Source organism: Methylobacterium sp. AMS5 (assembly GCF_001542815.1).
Taxonomy (GTDB): Bacteria; Pseudomonadota; Alphaproteobacteria; order Rhizobiales; family Beijerinckiaceae; genus Methylobacterium.
Genome location: NZ_CP006992.1, coordinates 2,156,846 through 2,177,831, shown reverse-complemented (window position 1 = coordinate 2,177,831; position 20,986 = coordinate 2,156,846). Strand labels below are relative to the sequence as shown.

Below are 20,986 nucleotides of genomic sequence, written 5' to 3'. Positions count from 1 at the left end.
CCGTCATCACTTCCACCCCACGCGGCCGCCGACGCCAGTCCGTTTGGGTGTGCCCTGGCACACCATAGGCTGCGGTCTGCTTTGGATGATCGGCAAGGACCATCCAAAAAGAACGTTATCAAGCGCCATCCCTGGAGAACCGGTGCGGTGGAATGGCCGGAATTGGATATCGTGACGGCCCAGACCGGATCGGAAGCCGTCCTGCATGGTCAGGCCGTTGGGTCCGCCCCTACGGCACCCCCACCGCCTCCTTCGGGAACCGCATCGAGAACACGGCGCCCTGCCCCGGTCCGTCGGAGAACGCCTCGGCGCGGCCACCGTGGAGTTCGGCGATGCGCTTGACGATGGAGAGGCCCAGCCCCGTCGAGCCCTCGCCGCCGGTGGGCTTGGCCGAGAGGCGCTGGTAGCGGCCGAACAGGCGGCCGGCATCCTCCGGGGACAGGCCGGGGCCCTGGTCGGCCACCGCGCAGACGAGGTCGCCCCCCTCCTCCCGCACGCTCACCGTGATCGCGCCGCCGGGATAGGAATACTTGATCGCGTTCGAGACGAGGTTGTCGAGCGCCTCGCGCAGCCGTTCGGCGTCGCCGCATAGCGAGAGCGGGGCGGACAGATCCGTGTTCAGGCTCTGGCCCTTCGATTCGGCCAGCGGACGGTTGGCCTCGCAGACCTCGCGGGCGAGGCCGGCGAGATCGACGGGCTCGCGCCGCAGGGTGATGTCGAGGGCGTCGTTCATGGCGTCGGCCATGAGGCTGTCGATCATGTCGATCAGGCGGGTCGCCGAGGTGCGGATGTGCTCGACCTGGGTCAGCATCGCCGCCCGCGCCTTCTCCGCGCCGGATGCCTCCCCCTGATCGAGGCCGATCAGGTCGGTCAGCATCTCGGAGCGGCCCAGGATCACCGAGAGCGGATTCTTCAGGTCATGGGCGATGGTGCCCAGAATCTCGGTCTTGAGGCTGTTGGCCCGGCGCAGGTCCGAGCGCTGCATATCGAGGCGGCGGTTGGCGCGGATCAGTTCGGCGGTGCGCTCGACCACCCGCTGCTCCAGGGTGACGTTGGCGCGCTGCAGCCGCTCGTAGAGAATCACGTTGTCGAAGGCGACCGAGAGGCGCCCCGCCAGCAGGGTGATGAGCGCGCGGTCGGTATCGGAGAGCGGGCGGTCGGTGTCGATCAGCGCGACGATCTCGCTGCCGCTCGCGGTCTGGACGTAGAGCGTGGAGAGGCCGTCGCCGAAGCTGTGGCGGCGCGCCGCGAAAGCTTGCTCGACCAGGGGCTGGATGCCGGGATCGAGCGGCCAGCCGGGATCGCGCCCGACATAGCCGCCATAGAGCCCCGAGCCGGCCAGCACGCAGAAGCCGCCCTCCCGCCGGTCGGCGGCATCCTCATCCTCGCGCAGAACCAGGATGCCGGCGCAATCGACGTTGAGGAGCGAGGCGACCTGGGTCAGCACCCCTTCGGCGAGCCGCTGCATCGACTTGTGGTCGAGCAGCATCGGCGCGGCGTCGATGATGATTTCCAGGCCGCGCCGGGTCTCGTCGAGCCGCCGGAGCTGCTGGTAGGCCCGGAGCGCCGCGGTGAGGCTGGTGAAGAGCTTGTCGGCGGTGAGTTCGGTCTTCGCCTTGTAGTCGTTGATGTCGTAATCGACGATCACGCGCCGCTCCGGCGCCTGCCCCGGCTGGCCGGTGCGCAGGATGATGCGGACGGTCTCCTCCTTCAGCTCCCGGCGGATGTAATCGACGAGCCTCAGTCCGGCATCGTCGGTCTCCATCACCACGTCGAGCAGCACGATGGCGACGTCGCGCCGCTCGGCCAGCAGCGCCCGCGCCTCCTGCGCCGAATAGGCGGAGAGGATGTCGAGGCCCCGCCCGTCGAGGCTGTAGCCGGCGAGCGCGTAGCGGGTGCCCTCGTGGACGGCCGGATCGTCGTCGACCACCGCGATGGTCCAGGTTCCGGCTCGGGTCGGCGCTTCCGCGGCCTCGTCGGGGATGAGTTCGAGCCAGTCGTCGTCGTTCATCGCGTGAAGGCCTTCCGAGCTCATCGAGGTCGCCCACATGCTTCCGCCTACCGAATCAGCGTAACGCATGCGCATCCGCCGCCCTTTGTGCTGCGGCGCGAGCGGTTGCACCGTTCGAAAGCACACACCGCGATGCTGACCGAAAGCTTGCGACGAAATCTTATCGAAAGGCGAGTGGCCTCAACACATGCCCCGCCGCCCCACCCTTGGGCGGCTTCAATCATCGTACACAAGTTCGGCGCGGCCCGTCCGCCAAGATCCGTTGATCGCCCTCCCGGTGGCGTCGCCAAGCGCGGCCGGATCGGGCATGGTGAGGGCGAAAGCTGTCGAGTCCAGCCGAAAGTGCCTTTTCGATTCGAGGGACGATCGAGGTGACCATCCGATTCTCTTCGCCGGACTGGACAGGCGCGGGCCTATGACGGCGACCGGCCCACACATCGCCGTCGTGGACGACGAGGCCGATGCCCGCGCCATGGTCGGCGACTACCTGCGCCTGCACGGCTTCGACGTGGCCCTGTGCGAGGGCGGGCGGGCACTGCGGGCCCATCTCCAGATCCGGACGCCGGACCTGATCGTGCTCGACCTCAATATGCCCGAGGAGGACGGCCTCTCCATCGTGCGGGATCTGAAGGCGCGAAGCCCGATTCCGATCATCATGCTGACGGCGACCGCCAGCCCGATCGACCGGGTGGTGGGGCTCGAACTCGGGGCGGACGATTACCTGCCCAAGCCCTGCGAGTTGCGCGAACTCGTCGCCCGGGTGCGCTCGGTGCTGCGGCGGGCCCAGGTCGCGCCGCCATCGGCGCAGGCGGCGCCCGACGCCGCGGCACCGGCGCGAACCGTTCGGTTCGGCACGAAGTGGCTCGAACTCGATGCCCTGCGCCTGCGCGACGATGCGGGCGTGGAGCAGCCGCTCACCCGCTCGGAATTCGATCTCCTCAAAGCCTTCGCCGATCATCCGAAGCGGGCCCTGTCGCGCGAGCGGCTGCTCGACCTCGCCGACGCCCGCGATCCGGACGCGTTCGACCGGGCGATCGACGTGCGAATCAACCGCATCCGCAAGAAGGTGGAGCCGGACCCGGCCAACCCGCGCTACATCCGCACCGTGCGCGGCCTCGGCTACATCTTCCGCCCCGAAGGCGACTGAAGGTGCATTCGCCGCCGAATGTTTCGTCGGCGGCTGCAAGACGCAACAATCGCCCCCTGATCCGGTGATCCTGTGACGGGCGACGCAAAACGCCGGACACGCCCCCTGCCTACAAGCACTCCCATCGACGACGGCAAAGCCGCGGGAGGATGTCATGCAGGGATTGGTCTCAATGATCGCCGCGAGCGCGGTTTTGTCCGCCGGCCTCGTTGCCGGCTTGGCCGCGACGGATGCCGCCGCCGGCCCGAAGCCGGCGCTGTCCGCGGCGCCCATCGAGGCGCCCGCCGCCATGGCTCCCAAGGTCACGGAGTCCGAGGCGCCGGCGCTCAAGGGTGAAACATCGACGACCGCCCCCTGTGCCGCCGCGTGGCCCTACCAACCGGCGGCCTGCGCCGCCGACGGGCGCAAGGTCCGCATCATCGCTCTCACCGCGCGTTGAGGAGGGCCGCCATGCCGCATTTCTCAACGGAGGATCTGGAGGCCTCGGCGGAGACGCTGGCCCATCTGCGGGAGATCCTGCACGGGCGCCAGCAGGGCGGGCGCGACGGCCGGCCCGTCCCGACGACGCCGACCAAGGAAGGACGCTTCGGCACCTCCGGCGGCCGGGGGACACCGGTGCGCAAACGGCGCCACACGGTCCCGGCGGGCGCATGAGGGCGGCGCGGCTCGCCGTCCCCATCCAGACCGGCGCGACGCCCTTGTCCGGCGACGCGTTTCCGGCGACGATCCCGCCCCGACGAAGGACGCTCCCGAGGGAGCCCGCCACGGGGCGAGGATGCGGGTCGGCCGGAAGATTGCCCTGGTCGGCGGTGTCCCGATCCTCGTCGCCGCGGCCATCGCGGCGGCGGGCTGGTTCCTTCTCGCCCAAGGCGAGCGAGCCCGGGCCGGCGCCCTGCTCGCCACCCGCGCCTATCACGACCTCACCCTGGCGCGGATGGTCCGCGACGATTCCGTCTCCGCCCGCGCCGACGCACGCGCGGCGATCGAGACACGGTTCTTCGACCTGACCGCCAGGGCCGGACAGGGTCTGGAGGCGCTTCAGAATCAGGCCCGCATCCGGAGCCAAGCCGAGCGGGCCGCCGCGGCGCGCCAATCCCTCGACCGCTACGTGGCGCGGATGCGGGATTTCTCGGCGGTCGCCCGCGAGAACGACGGCCTCATCGCCGAGATGGGACAGCGCGCGAACCGCCTCACCGACCTTGCCGAGCAGGCGCGCCAGCGCCAGCAAGCCTCCAATGTCGATCTCGCCTGGACGATGACGGGGAAGGTGAACCGGCTGCGCGCGACCCGCGACGTCGTGGCGGGGCTCAACGCCGTGCTGGCCGCCGCGTGGCAAGGCGCCCTCGCCCGGCAACGCGGCGAGGAGACCGCGCAGTCCGGGCGCACCCGCCTCGTCCATGCCGGCCGCGACCTCGCGGCGGCCCTGCGCGCCACCTCCCGCGAGACCGAAGCGATGGAGGCCGAGGGGCTGACCGCCTCCGAGCCGCCGGCCGGCGACCGGCTGACCGAGTGGGGCGAGCGCTGGCTCAAGATCGTGACCTCCGAGCAGCGGACGCTCGACGACGCGGTGGCGCAGCTCCTAACCTATGCAGGCGAGGCCAACGCGACCGAGCAGGCGACGCAGAATATCGGCATCGCCACGCTCAAGCTCGGCCAGCGCACCGCCGAGGCGCTGGCGCGGCGGGACCCGGAGGCCATCTCCACGATGCTCAGCGAGGGCGAGCGGCTCTCGGCAAGCGCCTCCGCCCTGCCGATCTCGCCGCTGATTCAATCCGACATGATCGAGGCCATCGACGGCTGGCGCGCGCGGCTCGCTACCACGATCGACGGGCTCAAGCGCCAGAACGCGATGATCGCCGAGATGGACGGCCTCGCCGCCGGCCTGAGCGAGGCCTCCCGCGACCTCAACGACGACGCGGTCGAGGATGCCGACCGGTTCGGCACCTTCCTCGGCCGGCTCCTCCTCGCCGGGGCGGCCATCGGCCTGCTGCTCGGAGCCCTCGCCGCCCTGGCGGTGGCCCGCTCGATTCTCGTGCCGCTGCGCCAGCTTCAGGGTGACATGATCGCGCTCGCTGCCGACCCGAAGGCGGAGGGACTCTCCGGCACGCAGCGCACGGACGAACTCGGCGACATCGCCCGCGCGACGAACTTCTTCGTGACCGAGATCGGCCGGCGCGAACGGGCGCTGCGGCGGGCCAAGGATCAGGCGGACACCGCCCTGCACGATCTCCGCCATGCCCAGGACGACCTGATCCGCGCGGAAAAACTCGCCTCGCTGGGGCAGCTCGTGGCCGGCGTCGCCCACGAGATCAACACGCCGCTCGGCATCGCGCTGACCACCGCGACGCTGGTGCGCGACGAGACGCGGACCTTCCAGGGCTTGGTCGCGGCGGGCACGCTCTCGCGCTCGCGCCTGATCCATTTCGTCGATCGGGTCGGCGAGGGAACGCAACTGCTCTGCGCGAACCTGGCCCGCGCCGCCGACCTCGTCCACGGCTTCAAGCAGGTGGCGGTGGACCGGGCGAGCGACGAGCGCCGGAGCTTCGACCTCGATGTCTGGCTCGGCGAACTGCTCGCGAGCCTGCAGCCGATGCTGCGCAAGGGCGGCCACAGAATTCGGCGCGAGGTCCCGCCCGGAATCGTCCTCGATACCTATCCCGGCGTGCTCGCGCAGGTCGTCACCAACCTCGTCGCCAACGCCGTCGTGCACGGATTCGCCGGCGCCGAGCGGCCGGGAACCATCACGGTGCAGGTCTCGGCGCCCGGAGCGCTCGTGCGGTTGGAGGTGATCGACGACGGCGGCGGCATCGCGCCGGACCATCTCCGGCGGATCTTCGACCCGTTCTTCACCACCGCCCGCTCCCGCGGCAGCACCGGGCTCGGCATGCACATCGTGCACAACCTCGTCACGGCCAAGCTCCAGGGCCGCATCGCCGTCGAGAGCGAGCCGGGCCGGGGCACCCTCGTGCGCCTGGAATTCCCGCGGGCGCCCGGCGGCACCGAACGGCCGGGCACGGCGCGCCGGCCGACCGGGATGGAGGCGCGATGAGACGCCTCGTCCGCGCCGCGCTGCTGGCCCTCGCCGTCCTGACGGGCGCGGCGCCGGGGCAGGTGCGCACCCTGGTCTACTGCTCCGAGGGCAACCCGGAAGCCCTCGATCCCGGCCTCGTCACCACGACCACGGCGATGAGTGCGACGTGGCAGATGTTCAACAGCCTCGTCGAGTTCGCCCCCGGCACCACAGACCTGCGGCCGGCGCTCGCCGAATCGTGGGAGGTCTCCGACGGGGGGCGGACCTACGACTTCACCCTGCGGGCGGGCGTGCGCTTCCACGCCAATGCCGGGTTCACGCCGAGCCGACCGCTCAACGCCGACGACGTGCTCTTCAGCTTCCTCCGCCAGTGGAAGCCGGACCATCCCTATCACCGCGTCGGCGGCGACTTCGCCTATTTCCGCGACCTCGGCCTCGCCAGCCAGATCGAGGGAATCGAACGGCTCGACGAGCGCCAGGTCCGCTTCCGCCTCAAGGAGCCGGACGCGACCTTCCTGCCCAATCTCGCCCAGGCCTTCGGCGGCATCCTGTCGGCGGAATATGCCGAGCATCTCGCACGAAGGGGCGCGCAAGCCGAGCTGGCCCGCGCGCCGATCGGGACCGGCCCATTCCGCTTCGTCGAATACCGCCCCGACGTGGCCCTGCGCTATCGCCGTTTCCCGGACTACTGGCGCCGATCAGCCGATGCCGGAGCGCATACGATCGAAGGGCTCGTCTTCTCGATCACCCCGAATCCGGCGGTGCGGCTGACCAAGCTCAAGGCCGGCGAGTGCCACGTGATGGCCTTTCCCGGCACGGCGGATCTCGACGCGGTGCGCGCCGACCCCGACCTGGCTCTCTTTTCCGGCGAAGAACTCAACGTCGCCTACCTCGCCCTCAACACCACGCGCCCGCCGATGACCGATTGGCGGGTCCGCCGTGCCGTCAGTCTCGCCATCGACCGCAAGGCCATCGTCGAGGCCGTCTACGGGCCGGCCGGCACGGTGGCGCGCAACCCGCTGCCGCCGTCAAGCTGGGCCTTCCACCCCGATCTGCCCGAGCCCGCCTTCGACCGTGAGGCCGCCGCGCGCCTGCTGGCCGAGGCCGGTTTTCCCGAGGGGTTCGAAACCGATCTGTGGTTCCTGCCGGTCAGCCGGCCCTACAACCCCGATGGCCGGCGCGTGGCGGACATGATCCGCGCCGACCTCGCCCGCATCGGCATCCGCACCCGACTGACCACCCGCGACTGGACCGCTTACCGGTCAGCGCTCTACGGCGGCGCGCCGACGATGATGCTCTACGGCTGGACCAGCGATAACGGCGACCCGGACAACTTCATGAACGTGCTGCTCGGCTGCCGGGCAGCGGCGCCGGGGGGCGCCAACCTCGCCCGCTGGTGCGACGCACGCTACGATGCGGCGGTCCTCGACGCCCGCCGCACCGACGACCGCGAGACCCGCACCCGGCTCTACCGGGACGCGCAGATCCGATTCCGCGAGGCCGTCCCCTGGGTGCCGCTCGCCCACACCATCGTCCACATGGCGGCCCGGCGCCATGTGGACGGCTTCCGGACGGACCCGCTCGGGCGCACCCTGTTCGAGGGCGTATCGTTGGCGGACTAGTGTTTTGCAGGGCCGTATCTCTCGCGTTGCGGCATAGCATATGTTATCCACTAGCGAGTTCGCATGGATGCCACGCTCGCGCGACGGGTTGCATCGCAGCTCGCCAATCGCCAGATGTGCGCGTTCCCCGCTCTGTCCGCGTGCTTTGGCCCGCGCGTTGCAGCGGGCGTCTCTCGTTCGGGTCTCCGGACGAGCGGATAGTATTCCGGGCGCGAGGTCGAGGCCTCGCCGGAGCTGTTCGGCATGGATGCGGATCGAGGCGGGCGTCGGAAAGGACGATGAGGTGAGTGTGGCCATGACCGACGCGGCCGATCAAGAAGCGAGCTTCCTCAACGAACTCGGCCGGCGCGTCCGCCACGCGCGGACGGTGCGTGGGCTGTCGCGCAAGCTGCTGTCGCAGGCCTCCGGCCTGTCCGAGCGCTACATCGCCCAGCTCGAGAGCGGCCAGGGCAACGTCTCGATCATCCTGCTGCGGCGCGTCGCCAATGCGATGGGGATGCGGCTCGACGATCTCGTCTCGACCCAGGAAGCCTCGTCCGACTGGCGCGTCATCCGCGACCTGCTCGATCAGGCCAGCCCGGACCAGATCGCCCTGGCCAAGTCGGCGCTTGCGGGCTCGACCGGTGCGGAAGCGCGGACGATCCGGCGGCGCGTGGCGCTGGTGGGCCTGCGCGGTGCCGGCAAATCGACGCTGGGCCGGATGGCGGCGGCCCATCTCGGATGGCGCTTCGTGGAGCTCAACACGGAGATCGAGCGCGAGAACGGCCTGTCGGTGCGCGAGATCTTCGCGATCTACGGCCAGGAAGGCTACCGCCGGCTGGAGCAGAAGGCCCTGCGCGGTCTCGCCGAGCAGCCGGGGCCGATGGTGCTCGCCACCGGCGGCAGCATCGTCGCCGAGCCGCTGACCTACGACCTGCTGCTCTCCTCCTTCTACACGATCTGGCTGCAGGCCCGGCCCGAGGAGCACCTGCAGCGGGTGCGCGACCAGGGTCATGTCGAAGGCAAGGGCGATCCGGCCTCGGTGCTGGAGGATCTGCGCGCGGTGCTGCTCAGCCGCGAGCCGCTCTACGCCCGCGCCTCTGCCGTCGTGGACACCTCCGACGTGCCGGTCGAGGTCATGGCCGAGCGTCTGATCGAAGTGATCGAGTCGCGCTTCAGCGGCAACGACACCGGCGGGCGGCGCCCGGCGGCGTGACCGCAGCCTTGCGGCGCCATCCGCCGCAGGGTGTGACCCGGCCCCTTGATGCGGCGCGGGATCGCCCCAAGCTGTGGGGCTTGACCCGGTGCGGGCGAAGACGCTTCTCTCCCGCGCGGTTTTCGCGATACGCGTCGTCACTCCATGCCCCACCCGGCGGCATAACCCGTCTAGCGGGCCGCCTCGGCAAGGCCGTGCGGGGCGGCGCGAACACGCTGCCGGCTGCGAGCCCGTCGCGGCCACAAGCCGGATGGACAGCCCACGCTGTCGAGGAGGAATGCATGTCCGCCAGTCCGTCGCTCAGCCCGGCCTCCGGGCGCGAAGGCATCGCCGGAATCGTCGATCCGCTCTGGACGCGCGTGCGGACCGAGGCGGAAACGGTGGTGCGCGACGAGCCGCAGCTCGCCTCGTTCTTCGTTGCCACCATCCTCAACCATCCGTGCCTGGAGGCTGCGGTCGCGCACCGCGTCGCCACCCGCCTCGGCCACGCCTCGCTCTCGAGCGAACTCGTCGCCCACGGCTTCCACGAAGCGATTCAGGACGACGTTCGCATCGGCCAGAGCATGCGCGCCGACATCCTCGCGGTGATGGACCGCGACCCGGCGACGACCCGGGCGCTTGAGCCGCTGCTCTACTTCAAGGGCTTCCACGCGATCCAGGCGCACCGCCTCGCCCACTGGTATTGGGGCCAGGGCCGGCGCGACCTCGCGCTCTATCTGCAAAGCCGGTCGTCGGAGGTGTTCCAGACCGACATCCACCCGGCCGCCCGGATCGGGCGCGGGGTGTTCTTCGACCACGCCACCGGGGTCGTGATCGGCTCCACCGCGGTGATCGAGGACGACGTCTCGATTCTGCACGCGGTGACGCTCGGCGGCACGGGCAAGCATGGCGGCGACCGCCACCCCAAGATCCGCCGCGGCGTGATGATCGGCGCGGGCGCCAAGATCCTCGGCAACATCGAGGTCGGGGCCTGTGCCCGGGTCGCGGCGGGCTCGGTCGTGCTCCGGTCGGTGCCGGCCCACACCACCGTCGTCGGCGTGCCGGCGCGTGTCGTCGGTGCGGCCGGCTGCGCCGAGCCCGCCCGCTCGATGGACCAGCTCGTGGCGATGAGCGAGTTCATCGATATCGCGGGCGGAATCTGATCCGCAGCCCGAAGGCCGCCGACAGATCCTCACGGCTCTCTGAACCATCGTCCTGGATACCTGATCCGGGACGATGGTTGAGGCTCTTGTTTTCGCATCATCTTTTTTCCGAAAGCCGGCAACCACCTTTCGGGATGATGCTTAGAGAACCCGGACCGGGTTGCCCCGCTCCAGGGCGTCGTGACGCCGATGCGCCTCGTCCTGAAGCGCGCCTCGTTCCATCGCGGCCCGGATCTCGACGAGTTCGGCGAGCCGCTTCAGGGCAATGTCCCGGTTCCGGTGCTGGGAGCGTTCCTCCCGGGCGACGACCCGCAGGCCGGTCGGCCCATGGGTGGCGCGCACAGCGCTGTCGGTCGTGTTCTGGTGCTGCCCACCGGGACCGCCCGCCCGGAACGCCTCGAACCGGACGTCCTGCTCCCGGATCGCCTGGGCGGAAGGAAGCGGCGGCAGTTCCGAGACCGAGACGAACCAGTTCTTGCGCTTATGGTTCGGCCGCACCGGGCTCTGGGCGATCCATTGAATCGTCCCGGCCCAGGAGGCAGCGAGCCGGGCCGCCTCCGGTCCGTCGAGGACGAGCACGACCGAGGCCGGCCCGTGCCCTTGCGGATGGGGCGGCCCGTCGATCTGGGACAGATCGAGCCCCCACGCCTCCGCCTCCTGGCGGAGGAGCCGCACGACCCGGGACAGCGCGATCCGGCACTCGGCCGGGCCGCGTCCGCTGGTGACGAGGAGGCGCAGGCTCATCGCCCCCTCCCCTGTCCGGCCCCTTGGGAACCACCGCGCCGGCCGATCGTGCTCAGCCCGGTCTTGAAGGTGACGAGCGGCCGGAAGGTCGCCACCACCTCGGCCAGGCCGAAGCTCACGAGGTCGTCGATCACCCGGTCGATCGCCTTGTAGGCGTCGCCCGCCTCCTCGATCAGCAGATTGCGGTCCTCGCAGACCACGATCCCGCCGAACGGGTTGCGCTTGAGCCCCTCGCGCACCGAGCGCACCCGCTCGATGCGGCCGTGCATCGAGCCCCGGTCGTACTTGCGGCCGGCGCCATGGGCGAGGCAGGCGAGCGCGTCCGGAGACGCATCGACCCGCGGCCGCACGAGATAGGAGAGGGTCTCCCGCGAGCCGGGGATCGGCACCAGCCCCCGGTCGGCGGGCGCGGCCCCCTTGCGGTGGAGGATGCCGCCCCCCTCGGTTCCAGGAAGTTGTGCGGCCGGTCGGCCACCGGCTCGACCGCGCCGCGCAGGGCCTCGCCGGCCCGCTCGGCGATGATCGCCCGGTTGAGCCGCGCCCAGGCAACCGCGTGATCGTGGGCGGCGAGGTAACGCCGCCCCTCCTCCGAGTCCGGTGCGAGTGGTCCGGCCTCCGCCCGGACCAGAGCGTCGAGGATGGAGGCGCCCAGCGCCCGCGAGCCGGAATGAACGAGGAGGTGGACCCGCTCGGGGTCGATGCCCGCCTCCCGGCAGGCGGCCTCGTCCCGCATCTCGTGGACGGCCTGCACTTCGCAGAAGTGGTTGCCGGAGCCGATGCTGCCGAGACCGAAATCGTAGGGCGTCGGGGCGAGCCCGGCCGCCTCCATCCGCCCGCGCCGATCGCCGTCCCAGGGCTCGTCGAGCCCCTTGAGGCGTTCGGCGGCCCGGTCGGTCCGCAGCTTCTTCAGCTTGAGGTCGGTCCGGAACAGACCCATGCCGCAGCCGATATCCGACCCGACCAGGGTCGGGTGAAGGCCGGGCGCGAGCAGGCCCATGCCGACCGGGCCGTATTTGCCCGGATGCAGGTCCGGCATCGCGGCGAGCGCGACGATGTTCGGAATGGTTTGGGTGAGAAAATCGAGTTGAGCGAGGGCGTTACCCTCGATCCAGGCGCTTCCGGAAAAGAAGCGGTGAACCGGTGTCTTCGTCAAATCGTCCGTGCTTTCATGTGGGAAGTCTCGGCGTGGCCGAGAGCCCGCGGAGCGGGCACGCGGCGGCTCGGTCGGTCGTCTGCCGGAATGCCTGGGTCATGCTCCGCCTCCTTCGAAAGCGTGGTGCGGGAATGCGTGTCGAAGCACGGTGTGTGCCGCGTCCGCTTAGCCGATTCGCGCGCCGCCGTCTTCGGTCGTTCGGGTTGCCTGCCCCCCGATGATCTGGCAAGCCGCCGCTCATCATCCGATCGGCGCCGCGCCCCGCGCCTCGATGCGCGGCGCTCCCCCAGAAAAAAGGTTGACGGTGTGACCAAGACCGAAGTCGCCAAGCTGCAGGATTACCTGCGCCGCAAGTTCGCCAATGCCAGCATCCGCGTCGTGGCGATGAAGACTGGTGATTCCGCCGAGGTGTTCATCGGCGACGAGTCGATCGGCGTCCTCGCCGACGACAAGGAAGACGGCGACGATTCCTTCACCTTCCGCATGGCGATCCTCGACATCGATCTCGAAGAAGACGCCTGACTCCGCGAGCCGGCCTTCGTTTCGGCCGGCAACACCGCTCCGGGCTCGATGACCGCTTTCGGCATCGAGCCTGTGGGCCGCGTTAATGTTAACGAAACGTCTTTCTTAACAACCCGTAAACGATCGGCCAGACTGCGCGTCACATCCTGAGAAGGAGCGTCGAGCGCGTCATGACCGTGAGCCCGTCTTCCGTCGAATCCATCCAGGCGCTCATCGTCGGTCTCGCTCTGGCGGGGCTGCTCGCGAGCGCCTTCGAATACGCCACGAACCGACGGGCGAGCTTTCGCCTGCTGGAAGCCGGCGGCGTCGCGGCGCTAGCCGCGCTGCCGATGATCGCGGTGGCCGCGCCCTTCATCATCCTGCGCAACACCCTGCGGGGTCGGCGCATCGAGCGCCGGCCGATCCCCTTCGTGATGATCGCGACGATGATCGCCTGCGGCTGGAGCCTGCTCTCGGGCCAGATCGCCCTCGGCATGGCGCATCGGTTGGTCGGGCTGTAGCCGGCGCCTTCTACTGCCGCACCCACATCACGCGGGCCATCCAGGCGACCTCGGCGAGCGGCACCGCCCGATCCTCGTGATCGGGGTTGAGCGAGGCGAGTTCGATGGTGCGGGCGGTGCGGCGGCGCAGTTCCTTGGCCAGCACCTCGCCGTTGTTGAGCCGCGCGACGATCCGGTCGCCCTTACGGATGCTGGCATTCGGGGCGACGATCAGCACGTCGCCGTCGCGGTAGAGCGGCAGCATCGAATCGCCCTGCACCTCCAGCGCGAAGGCGCGGTCCCCCCCGAGATCGGGAAACTCGATCTCGTCCCAGCCGGGACCTCCGGTTGGAATCCCTTCCTCGTTGAACAGGCGACCGGAGCCGGCCTGGGTCAGGCCGATCAGCGGCACCATCGTACGGGTCGGACCCTGCCCGGAATCGACCAAGTGCAGGAAGTCGTCGAGGCTGGCGCCGGTGGCGGCAAGCACCTTCGCGATCGATTCGGTAGAGGGCCAGCGCTTGCGCCCATCGGGCCCGACCCGTTTCGAGCGGTTGAAGCTCGTGGCATCGAGGCCCGCACGCCGGGCGAGCCCCGACGCGGAGAAGCCGTGGCGCTCGGCCAACCGGTCGATCGCAGTCCAGATCTGCTCGTGCGACAGCATGGTGGCCTCAACCCGGCGCGTGTGCCGTTGAGACATACGGCCTACAGTTAGGAAACTAGAACCCGCTGGCCCCGGACGCAATCGGAGCATCCGGAGAGGCGAGTGTCGCATCTGAACGGCAAGCGGTGAAGGCGTGGCACCCCGTATCCGGTATCATCCAGGGCAATCGTACGACGACGCTCGCCCTGGGTTTTTGCTGGCCTCAGTCGCTGGCGCCCGCCTGCGCGGGGTTCGTGCCGGAAGCCGCTCATGCGGCTTCGCGCGATGGCCCTCCGGCATCATCCGGCGTCGGTTGCCGTGGGCCGGCGCGCGTTCTATCGCTCCGGACGATTCGACCCCCGGAGACCGGATGGCCCTCGTCTACAAGATCTGTCCGCGCGGCCTCTGGCGGGAAGCCGAGACGCTCGGCCGCTTCACCGGTGCACCCGTCGATCACGCCGACGGCTTCATCCACTTCTCGACCGCGGAGCAGGTCGCCGAGACCGCCGCCCGCCACTTTTCCGGGCAGGACGACCTGCTGCTCGTGGCGATCGAGGGCGACGACCTCGGGCCGGCTCTGCGCTTCGAGCCGTCGCGGGGCGGCGCGCTGTTCCCGCACCTCTACGGCGACCTTCCCTTGAGCGCCGTGCGCTCCGTGACCGACATGCCCCTCGGGCCGGAGGGGCGGCACGTGTTCCCGGCGGAGATCCCGCAGGCATGATCGACGCGCTCTTCCCCCTCGCCCGGCCGCTGCTGCACGGGCTCGACGCCGAGACGGCGCACGACCTGACGATTCGCGGCCTCTCGCTTTTGCCGCCGCGCCGTCCGCCGGCCGACGACGCGTCCCTCACCGTCGAGGTGTTCGGGCAGCGCTTTCCCAACCCGGTCGGCCTCGCCGCCGGATTCGACAAGGGCGCGCGCGTGGCCGACGCGCTGCTCGGCCTCGGCTTCGGCTTCGTCGAGGTCGGCGGAGTCGTGCCGCAGCCTCAGCCCGGCAATCCGCGCCCGCGGGTGTTCCGGCTTCCCCGCGACCGGGCGGTGATCAACCGCTTCGGCCTCAACAGCGACGGGCTCGACGCGGTGGCCGACCGGCTCAAGGCCCGCGCCGGCCGCGAAGGGATCGTCGGCGTCAATATCGGCGCCAACAAGGAAGCGGCCGACCGGCTCGCCGACTATGTCGCCTGCACCGCGCGGCTCGCGCCGCATGTCGCCTTCATCACCGTCAACGTCTCCTCGCCCAACACGCCGGGCCTGCGCGACCTTCAGGGCGAGGCCTTCCTCGACGACCTGCTCGCCCGCGTCGTCGCCGCCCGCGATGCCAGCGGATCGAGCCCCGCCGTGCTCCTCAAGATCGCGCCCGACATCGCACTCGAAGGGCTCGACGCCATGACGGCGACGGCGCTCCGGCGCGGCATCCAAGGCCTCGTCGTCTCGAACACGACGATCGCCCGGCCGGCGTCCCTCGTGGAATCCTCCGTCGCCAAGGAAACCGGCGGCCTGTCCGGACGGCCGCTGTTCGGCCCGTCGACCCGGCTCCTGGCCGAGACCTATCTGCGCGTCGGCGACCGGATCCCGCTGATCGGCGTCGGCGGCATCGATTCGGCGGAGGCCGCCTGGACCAAGATCCGGGCCGGTGCACGCCTCGTCCAGCTCTACTCCGCCCTCGTCTACGAGGGGCCGGGACTGGTCGGCACGATCAAGCGCGGCCTGAGCCAGCGGCTGCGGGCGGAGGGTCTGACGAGCCTCGCCCCGGTCGTCGGGCGGGACGCCGCCGCCCTCGCGCGGGAGGCCTGACCCGGCATCACGCCGCCGCACGGCCTCTTCAGGAGGCGCGATGCTCCGGATCACCGCGGCCCCGCCTCGCGATGACGGAGCGGGTCTCGCGTCGCATTCGACCTGCACCCGTAGAAACGGGCCCGCCTTACGGCGGAGCTGGCCGGTTGCATGAACCGGTCCGCCATCCGATTTCCGACCATGTGAAATTTGATGCAATGCATCAAATTTCCATAAGTCACGCGGCGCGCTGACCTGAATTCAGCTTCGAGCCATTCCAAGAACGGGCACCTTCTAGAATCAACTTAAATTGCCCTGCGTGCGACGAATACCTCCCCCATCATCGGCCATGCATCAACTCGCACCTGCGAGATGTTATTTCACGGTCACGACATCTGAAACCGCTCACCCACCAGGGGGCGAAGCGGCGGGCGCGGATCGTCGGAAACATCTCTCACATCGCGAAGACCGGGCTCTCGGATGGATCGTTCGCAAGGCCTACCCAAGCGTTCTTCCGCCGCGGGCGGCTGGGGAGCGCTGAAGAGCTGCGGCAAATTCCTGCTGGGGAGCCGGGCGCCGCTCTCCGGCGCACGCGCCCTGCTCAGCGCCAACCAGCCCGACGGCTTCGATTGTCCCGGCTGCGCCTGGGGCGACCCGGCCCACGGCTCCTCGTTCGAGTTCTGCGAGAACGGCGTGAAGGCGGTCTCCTGGGAGGCCACCGACAAGCGCGCGACGCCACGCTTCTTTGCCAAGCATCCGGTCTCGGAGCTGCGCGGCTGGACCGATTACGCGCTGGAGAGCGAGGGCCGCCTCACGCATCCCATGCGCTACGACGCCGAGAGCGACACCTACCGCGCCGTGGAATGGGACGAGGCGTTCGCCGAGATCGGCGCGACCCTGCGCGGCCTCGACCATCCCGATCGCGTCGAGTTCTACACCTCCGGCCGCGCCTCCAACGAGGCGGCCTACCTCTACCAGCTCTTCGCCCGGGCCTACGGCACCAACAACTTCCCCGATTGCTCGAACATGTGCCACGAGGCGAGCGGCATCGCCCTCGTCCAGGCCATCGGCATCGGCAAGGGCACGGTGCTGCTCGAAGATTTCGAGAAGGCGGACGCGATCTTCGTCGTCGGCCAGAACCCCGGCACCAACCATCCGCGCATGCTGGGCGACCTTCGCCGGGCCGCCGAGCGCGGCGCGCGGGTCGTGGTGCTCAACCCCGTGCGCGAGCGCGGGCTGGAGCGCTTCGCCGACCCGCAGAACAGCGTCGAGATGCTGCGCGGCGCGAGCCGCCCGATCGCCAGCCACTACTACCAGCCGAAACCCGGCGGCGACATGGCCGCCTTCCGCGGCATCGCCAAGGTCGTCTTCACCCGCGACGCGGCGGCGATCGAGGCGGGCAAGCCCTCGCTCCTCGACCACGCCTTCATCGCCGCGCATACCAGTGCCTTCGCCGATTACCGCGCGGCAGTCGAGGCGACGGAGTGGGAGGCGATCCTCGACCAGTCCGGCCTGACCCGCGAAGAGATCGAGACCGCCGCCGACGTCTATCTCGGCGCCGACAAGGTGATCGCGACCTGGGCGATGGGCGTGACCCAGCACCGACACTCGGTGGCGACGATCCGCGAGATCGCCAACCTGCTGTTCCTGCGCGGCCATATCGGCCGGCCCGGCGCCGGCCTGTGCCCGGTGCGCGGCCATTCCAACGTGCAGGGCGACCGCACGGTCGGCATCAACGAGAAGCCGCCGCTGGCCCTGCTCGAAGCGCTCGACCGCGAGTTCGGCCTCAACGTACCGCGCAAGCACGGCCACAACGTGCTCGGCGCCATCGGGGCGATGCTCGACGGCTCGGCCAAGGCCTTCATCGGGCTCGGCGGCAATTTCGTGCGCGCGACGCCGGACACGAAGTTGGTGGAGAAGGCGCTCGCCGGCTGCGAACTCACCGTCCACATCGCGACGAAGCTCAACCACTCGCATCTCGTGCCGGGCCGGGTCGCCTACCTGCTGCCCTGCCTCGGCCGCACCGAGATCGACCGCAACAGCCAGGCCAAGGTCCAGATCGTGACCGTCGAGGATTCGATGAGCATGGTCCACGGCTCGGGCGGCATCAACAAGCCGGCCTCGGTGCATCTGCGCTCGGAGATCGGCATCATTGCCGGCATGGCCGCGGCCACCCTCGGCTCCGAGCGGATCGACTGGGCCGCGCTCGCCGACGATTACGACCTGATCCGCGACCTGATCGAGCGGACGATTCCGGGGTTTGCCGGCTTCAACACCCGGGTGCGGCGTCCCCGCGGCTTCATGCTGCGCAATCTCGCGGCCGAGCGGGTGTTCGAGACGGCGACCGGCCGGGCGGGCTTCTCGTCCGGACCGCTGCCGGTTGCCACCGAGCATCAGCGCGCGAGCCTTCAGGGCGATACCTTCGTGCTGCAGACCTTCCGCAGCCACGACCAGTACAACACCACGATCTACGGCCTCGACGACCGCTACCGCGGCGTCTACGGCGAGCGCCGCGTCGTGTTCGCCAACCCGGACGACCTCGCCGAGCTGAAGGCGCGGGCGGACGAGCGGGTCGATCTCGTCTGCGTCCACACGCAAGACGGTGTCGAGCGGGTGGCGGAGGATTTCCGCCTCGTGCCCTTCGACATGCCGCGCGGCGCGCTCGCCGGCTACTATCCCGAACTCAACGTGCTGGTGCCGCTCTCGGCCTTCGGCGAGTTGTCGGACACGCCGACCTCGAAGTCGGTGCTGGTCCAGGTGCGGGCCCGTGCCGCGAACGCCGTGGGCAAGGCTGCGTGAGCGAGGAAAAAGGCCGCGTGAGCGAACCCGCCGCCGACGCCGAGACCTTTCTCGCCGCGACCGACACGATCGCGGCGTTGCGTCCCGAACTCAGTCTCCTGGAGGCCGGCATCCTCGCCGGCCTGCATCTCGGGCTGGCGGCCGACAGCCGGAGCTTTGCCCGCATCTTCGGTGTCGAGCACGCCCTGGTGCTGCGGGCGGTGGAAAGCTTGACCACTGAGACCCTCATCACCGTCACCGCCCGTGACGGCCGCACCCAGCGTACCCGCTATGAGGCGAGCCCGGCCGGCCGCGCGGTGCTGACGGCGCTCGCCGCCTGACCCGAGAGCGTCGTCCTGGAACTCGATCCAGACGATGCTTGAGGCTCTTGTTTTCGCATCATCTTTTTTCCAAGAACCGGCAACCGCCTTTCGGAACGATACTCTCGACCCGCACGGCAACGCTCAGGCCATGCTCACCTGCCCGAATCGTTCGCCCAGCGGCAGTTCGATGGCGCAGCGCAGCCGCGTCTCACCGAGTTCGTAGTGCGTCTTGGCGTTGAGCGCGTAGGGCATCGCCTGCTCGATCAATTCGCGTCCGTAGCCGCGCCGCGTCGGGCTCTGCGTCTCGCGCGGCCGGCTGATACCCTCCTCGATCCACTCGATCAGCAGGTTTCCTCCGCCTTCGTCGTCCCGATCGGCGCGCCACGTCACCGAGAGGCGGCCGTGCTCGGTCGTCAGGGCACCGTACTTGCGGGCATTGGTCGCCAACTCGTGCACGGCGAGCGCCAGGGTCTGCACCGATGCCTTGTGCAGCCGCACCGGCGGTCCGGCGATATGGATCCGATCGGCGAAGTCGTCCCCCCCGAGGGCGTCCAGCTCGGTTCGAATCAGGGTGCGCAGGGTGATCAGTTCCTGCTCCGAGCGCGACAGCAGCCCCTGAACCCGCGACAGGGCGGCGAGCCGGTCGTTGAACTGCTCGCGGAAGCGCTCCGTCGGGCCGGTCTGCGCCATGGTCTGGTGGGCGATGGAGCGCACGACGCCGAGCAGGTTGCGGGTGCGGTGCTGCAACTCGGCGACGAGGATGGTCTGGCGCTCCTGCAGATCGTGCAGATCGTGGATGTCCATGGCGGCACCGATCCACTGCGTGACCTGTCCCTCGGTATCGAGCAGGGGCGCCTGCCGTACGAGGAACCAGCGATACTGCCCGTCATGCCGGCGGATGCGCTGCTGCACCTCGATCAACCGCTGCTGCTCGCGGCCGGTGCGGAAGGCCTCGCGCACCCTGTCACGGTCGTCGGGGTGGATCGCTTCGAGCCAGCCGCCGACCTGCGATTGCTGCAGGGTCTGGCCGGTATAGGCGAGCCAAGCCTCGTTGAGGGAGTTGTACTGCCCGCTCTCATCGGAGCGCCAGAGCAGGACCGGGATGAGGCTCGTCAGGGTGCGGAAGCGATCCTCGCTCTCGCGCAGGGCCTCCTGCGCGATCTCGTCGCGAAGCCGGAGCATTTCGTCTTGCGCCGCCTTCCAGGCCGAGATCTCCTTGGTGGTGATGGCCACCCCGTCACCGAGCTTCACCGCGCACTGGAAGAACCAGCCATCGATCTGCTCGTGGGCGTAGTGGCGCTCCGCGGTCGCGGGCTGGCCGGTTTCCGTGACACGCTTGAAGGTGTCGAAGATGCCCTCCTGAATCACGCCCGGATTGCGTTCGAGCAGGCTTTGGCCGCCCACATCGCCGTAGCGGCTCGCTGAGGTGGAGTTGTTCAGGACCCAGCGGAAATCGACGATCTCGCCCGCCGGATCGCGCACGGCCTTGAAGACCTGAATCATGTCCATGGAGCTGTCCATGGTCGCCTTGAGCAGGTCGCGGCTCGCTTGAAGCTCCGCCGTCCGCTCTTGCACCTGACGTTCCATCTCGGCCCGGAAGCGCGCCTCGCGCTCACGCAATGCCCGGTCCGCCAGCACGCGGGCCGTGCTCTCGACCAGGATGACCAGGATACCTGCGATCTGCCCCGCGTCGTCCCGCAGCGGGCTGTAGGTCAGCGTGAACCACGCATCTTCGAGGCAGCCTGACCGGGACAGCGGGTAGAGCGCGTCTTCGAAGGTGAACGTCTCGCCGTTCCAGACCCGCTCGTAGATCGGCGCATTGATGTGCCAGATCTCGGGCCAGCACTCGCGTGACGGCTGACCCAGCCCGGCCGGGTGCTTCAATCCCATCAGGTCCCGGAAGCCGTCATTGTAGACCTGGATCAGGTCCGGGCCCCACAATGCGCTCATGGGGAAGCCGCAGCCGAGAATCAGACTGATCGTGGTCCTGAGGCTGGACGGCCAAGCGTCCGCCGAACCGAGCGCCGTCGCGGCCCAGTCATGCGTCCGGATCCGCTCGGCCATCTCGCCGCGATTCGACTGCGGAGGTGGAGTGTCGCTCCCATCCATCCCTCATCTTCGCACAGCTTTCCATAGCGTACTACGCAGAAGCAGCGGGCATCACGAAACGCAGTCGCACCGATTTTGTTACGATATCCCTCGTCATGGCAGCAGACAGAACGTGTCAGTGCCGCACTTCGCTTTCAAAGATCCTGGCATGCCCGAATCGGCAAGCTCATTCTACGCTGTACTGAGGAGAGACAGCGCATGACTAATCGCGACCTGATGCGATCTGCCGCAGTTCTCATGCTTCAGAACGCTCAAAACGACCGGCCATCGTGAACGGCGGCCGCACCGGCTCCCCCGTGGGGAGACCGGCGCGA

Annotated in this window: 18 protein-coding genes and 1 pseudogene; 13 read left to right on the top strand and 6 right to left on the bottom strand. The window is 69.5% G+C overall.

Annotated elements, in window-relative coordinates; all coding sequences use genetic code 11:
- Positions 1-229 precede the first annotated feature (229 nt).
- Entirely contained in the window at positions 230-2,050 is a 1,821-nt protein-coding gene (locus Y590_RS09730; protein WP_201026781.1) for an ATP-binding response regulator, read from the bottom strand.
- A 376-nt stretch (positions 2,051-2,426) separates the two neighbouring features.
- On the opposite strand from Y590_RS09730, the gene Y590_RS09725 reads away from it, so the two are divergent.
- From Y590_RS09725 to cysE, 7 genes are all read left to right on the top strand, one after another.
- Entirely contained in the window at positions 2,427-3,158 is a 732-nt protein-coding gene (locus Y590_RS09725) for a response regulator (protein WP_060769679.1), read from the top strand.
- A 154-nt stretch (positions 3,159-3,312) separates the two neighbouring features.
- Entirely contained in the window at positions 3,313-3,597 is a 285-nt protein-coding gene (locus tag Y590_RS09720) for a hypothetical protein (RefSeq protein ID WP_245517436.1), read from the top strand.
- 11 nt (positions 3,598-3,608) lie between these two features.
- Positions 3,609-3,812: a hypothetical protein gene (locus tag Y590_RS09715; RefSeq protein WP_060769677.1), complete on the top strand. Its 204-nt coding sequence runs from the start codon at positions 3,609-3,611 to the stop codon at positions 3,810-3,812.
- Positions 3,813-3,933: 121 nt separating this feature from the next.
- Complete coding sequence (locus Y590_RS09710; protein ID WP_060769676.1) at positions 3,934-6,207, top strand: sensor histidine kinase; 2,274 nt, start codon at positions 3,934-3,936, stop codon at positions 6,205-6,207.
- Positions 6,204-7,811: an ABC transporter substrate-binding protein gene (locus Y590_RS09705; RefSeq protein WP_060769675.1), complete on the top strand. Its 1,608-nt coding sequence runs from the start codon at positions 6,204-6,206 to the stop codon at positions 7,809-7,811. Before Y590_RS09710 ends, Y590_RS09705 begins: the two co-directional genes overlap by 4 nt.
- Before the next feature lie 247 nt (positions 7,812-8,058).
- On the top strand, positions 8,059-9,006 hold the full coding sequence (locus Y590_RS09700; protein WP_286161883.1) for a helix-turn-helix transcriptional regulator: 948 nt from the start codon (positions 8,059-8,061) through the stop codon (positions 9,004-9,006).
- A 281-nt stretch (positions 9,007-9,287) separates the two neighbouring features.
- Positions 9,288-10,148 (top strand): serine O-acetyltransferase, encoded by an 861-nt coding sequence (gene cysE, locus Y590_RS09695; RefSeq protein WP_060769674.1) that lies wholly within the window; start codon positions 9,288-9,290, stop codon positions 10,146-10,148.
- Between the two features lie 141 nt (positions 10,149-10,289).
- On the opposite strand, the gene prfH is transcribed toward cysE, so the two are convergent.
- From prfH to Y590_RS27290, 3 genes and pseudogenes are all read right to left on the bottom strand, one after another.
- Positions 10,290-10,892 (bottom strand): peptide chain release factor H, encoded by a 603-nt coding sequence (gene prfH / locus Y590_RS09690; protein ID WP_060769673.1) that lies wholly within the window; start codon positions 10,890-10,892, stop codon positions 10,290-10,292.
- Positions 10,889-11,281 carry an RtcB family protein gene (locus Y590_RS27295; RefSeq protein ID WP_286161882.1) on the bottom strand — a complete coding sequence of 131 codons (393 nt, stop codon included), beginning with the start codon at positions 11,279-11,281 and terminating at the stop codon, positions 10,889-10,891. Before Y590_RS27295 ends, prfH begins: the two co-directional genes overlap by 4 nt.
- Positions 11,282-11,430: 149 nt before the next feature.
- Positions 11,431-11,928, bottom strand: a pseudogene (locus tag Y590_RS27290) (RtcB family protein); the annotation flags it as partial.
- Between the two features lie 423 nt (positions 11,929-12,351).
- Here Y590_RS27290 and Y590_RS09680 point away from each other — a divergent pair.
- A complete protein-coding gene (locus Y590_RS09680; RefSeq protein ID WP_003604163.1) occupies positions 12,352-12,567 on the top strand; it encodes a DUF3126 family protein in 216 nt (71 codons plus the stop codon).
- Between the two features lie 170 nt (positions 12,568-12,737).
- Positions 12,738-13,067 (top strand): DUF6949 family protein, encoded by a 330-nt coding sequence (locus tag Y590_RS09675; protein WP_060769672.1) that lies wholly within the window; start codon positions 12,738-12,740, stop codon positions 13,065-13,067.
- Positions 13,068-13,077: 10 nt separating this feature from the next.
- Here Y590_RS09675 and Y590_RS09670 read toward each other — a convergent pair whose 3' ends face one another.
- Positions 13,078-13,710 (bottom strand): S24 family peptidase, encoded by a 633-nt coding sequence (locus Y590_RS09670; RefSeq protein WP_003604161.1) that lies wholly within the window; start codon positions 13,708-13,710, stop codon positions 13,078-13,080.
- Positions 13,711-14,059: 349 nt separating this feature from the next.
- Here Y590_RS09670 and Y590_RS09665 point away from each other — a divergent pair, with 349 nt between their 5' ends.
- From Y590_RS09665 to Y590_RS09650, 4 genes are all read left to right on the top strand, one after another.
- Positions 14,060-14,410: a DUF952 domain-containing protein gene (locus Y590_RS09665; protein ID WP_060769671.1), complete on the top strand. Its 351-nt coding sequence runs from the start codon at positions 14,060-14,062 to the stop codon at positions 14,408-14,410.
- The gene (locus tag Y590_RS09660) at positions 14,407-15,483 is read left to right on the top strand and encodes a quinone-dependent dihydroorotate dehydrogenase (protein ID WP_060769670.1); all 1,077 of its coding nucleotides are present in this window, start codon (positions 14,407-14,409) and stop codon (positions 15,481-15,483) included. The genes Y590_RS09665 and Y590_RS09660 overlap by 4 nt, the downstream gene beginning before the upstream one ends.
- Before the next feature lie 459 nt (positions 15,484-15,942).
- Entirely contained in the window at positions 15,943-18,261 is a 2,319-nt protein-coding gene (locus tag Y590_RS09655; protein ID WP_060769669.1) for an FdhF/YdeP family oxidoreductase, read from the top strand.
- A gap of 17 nt (positions 18,262-18,278) precedes the next feature.
- The gene (locus tag Y590_RS09650; protein WP_060769668.1) at positions 18,279-18,581 is read left to right on the top strand and encodes a hypothetical protein; all 303 of its coding nucleotides are present in this window, start codon (positions 18,279-18,281) and stop codon (positions 18,579-18,581) included.
- Between the two features lie 123 nt (positions 18,582-18,704).
- On the opposite strand, the gene Y590_RS09645 is transcribed toward Y590_RS09650, so the two are convergent.
- Positions 18,705-20,672, bottom strand: a complete 1,968-nt coding sequence (locus Y590_RS09645; protein WP_060769667.1) for a PAS domain-containing HWE histidine kinase family protein — start codon at positions 20,670-20,672, stop codon at positions 18,705-18,707.
- Positions 20,673-20,986 lie beyond the last annotated feature (314 nt).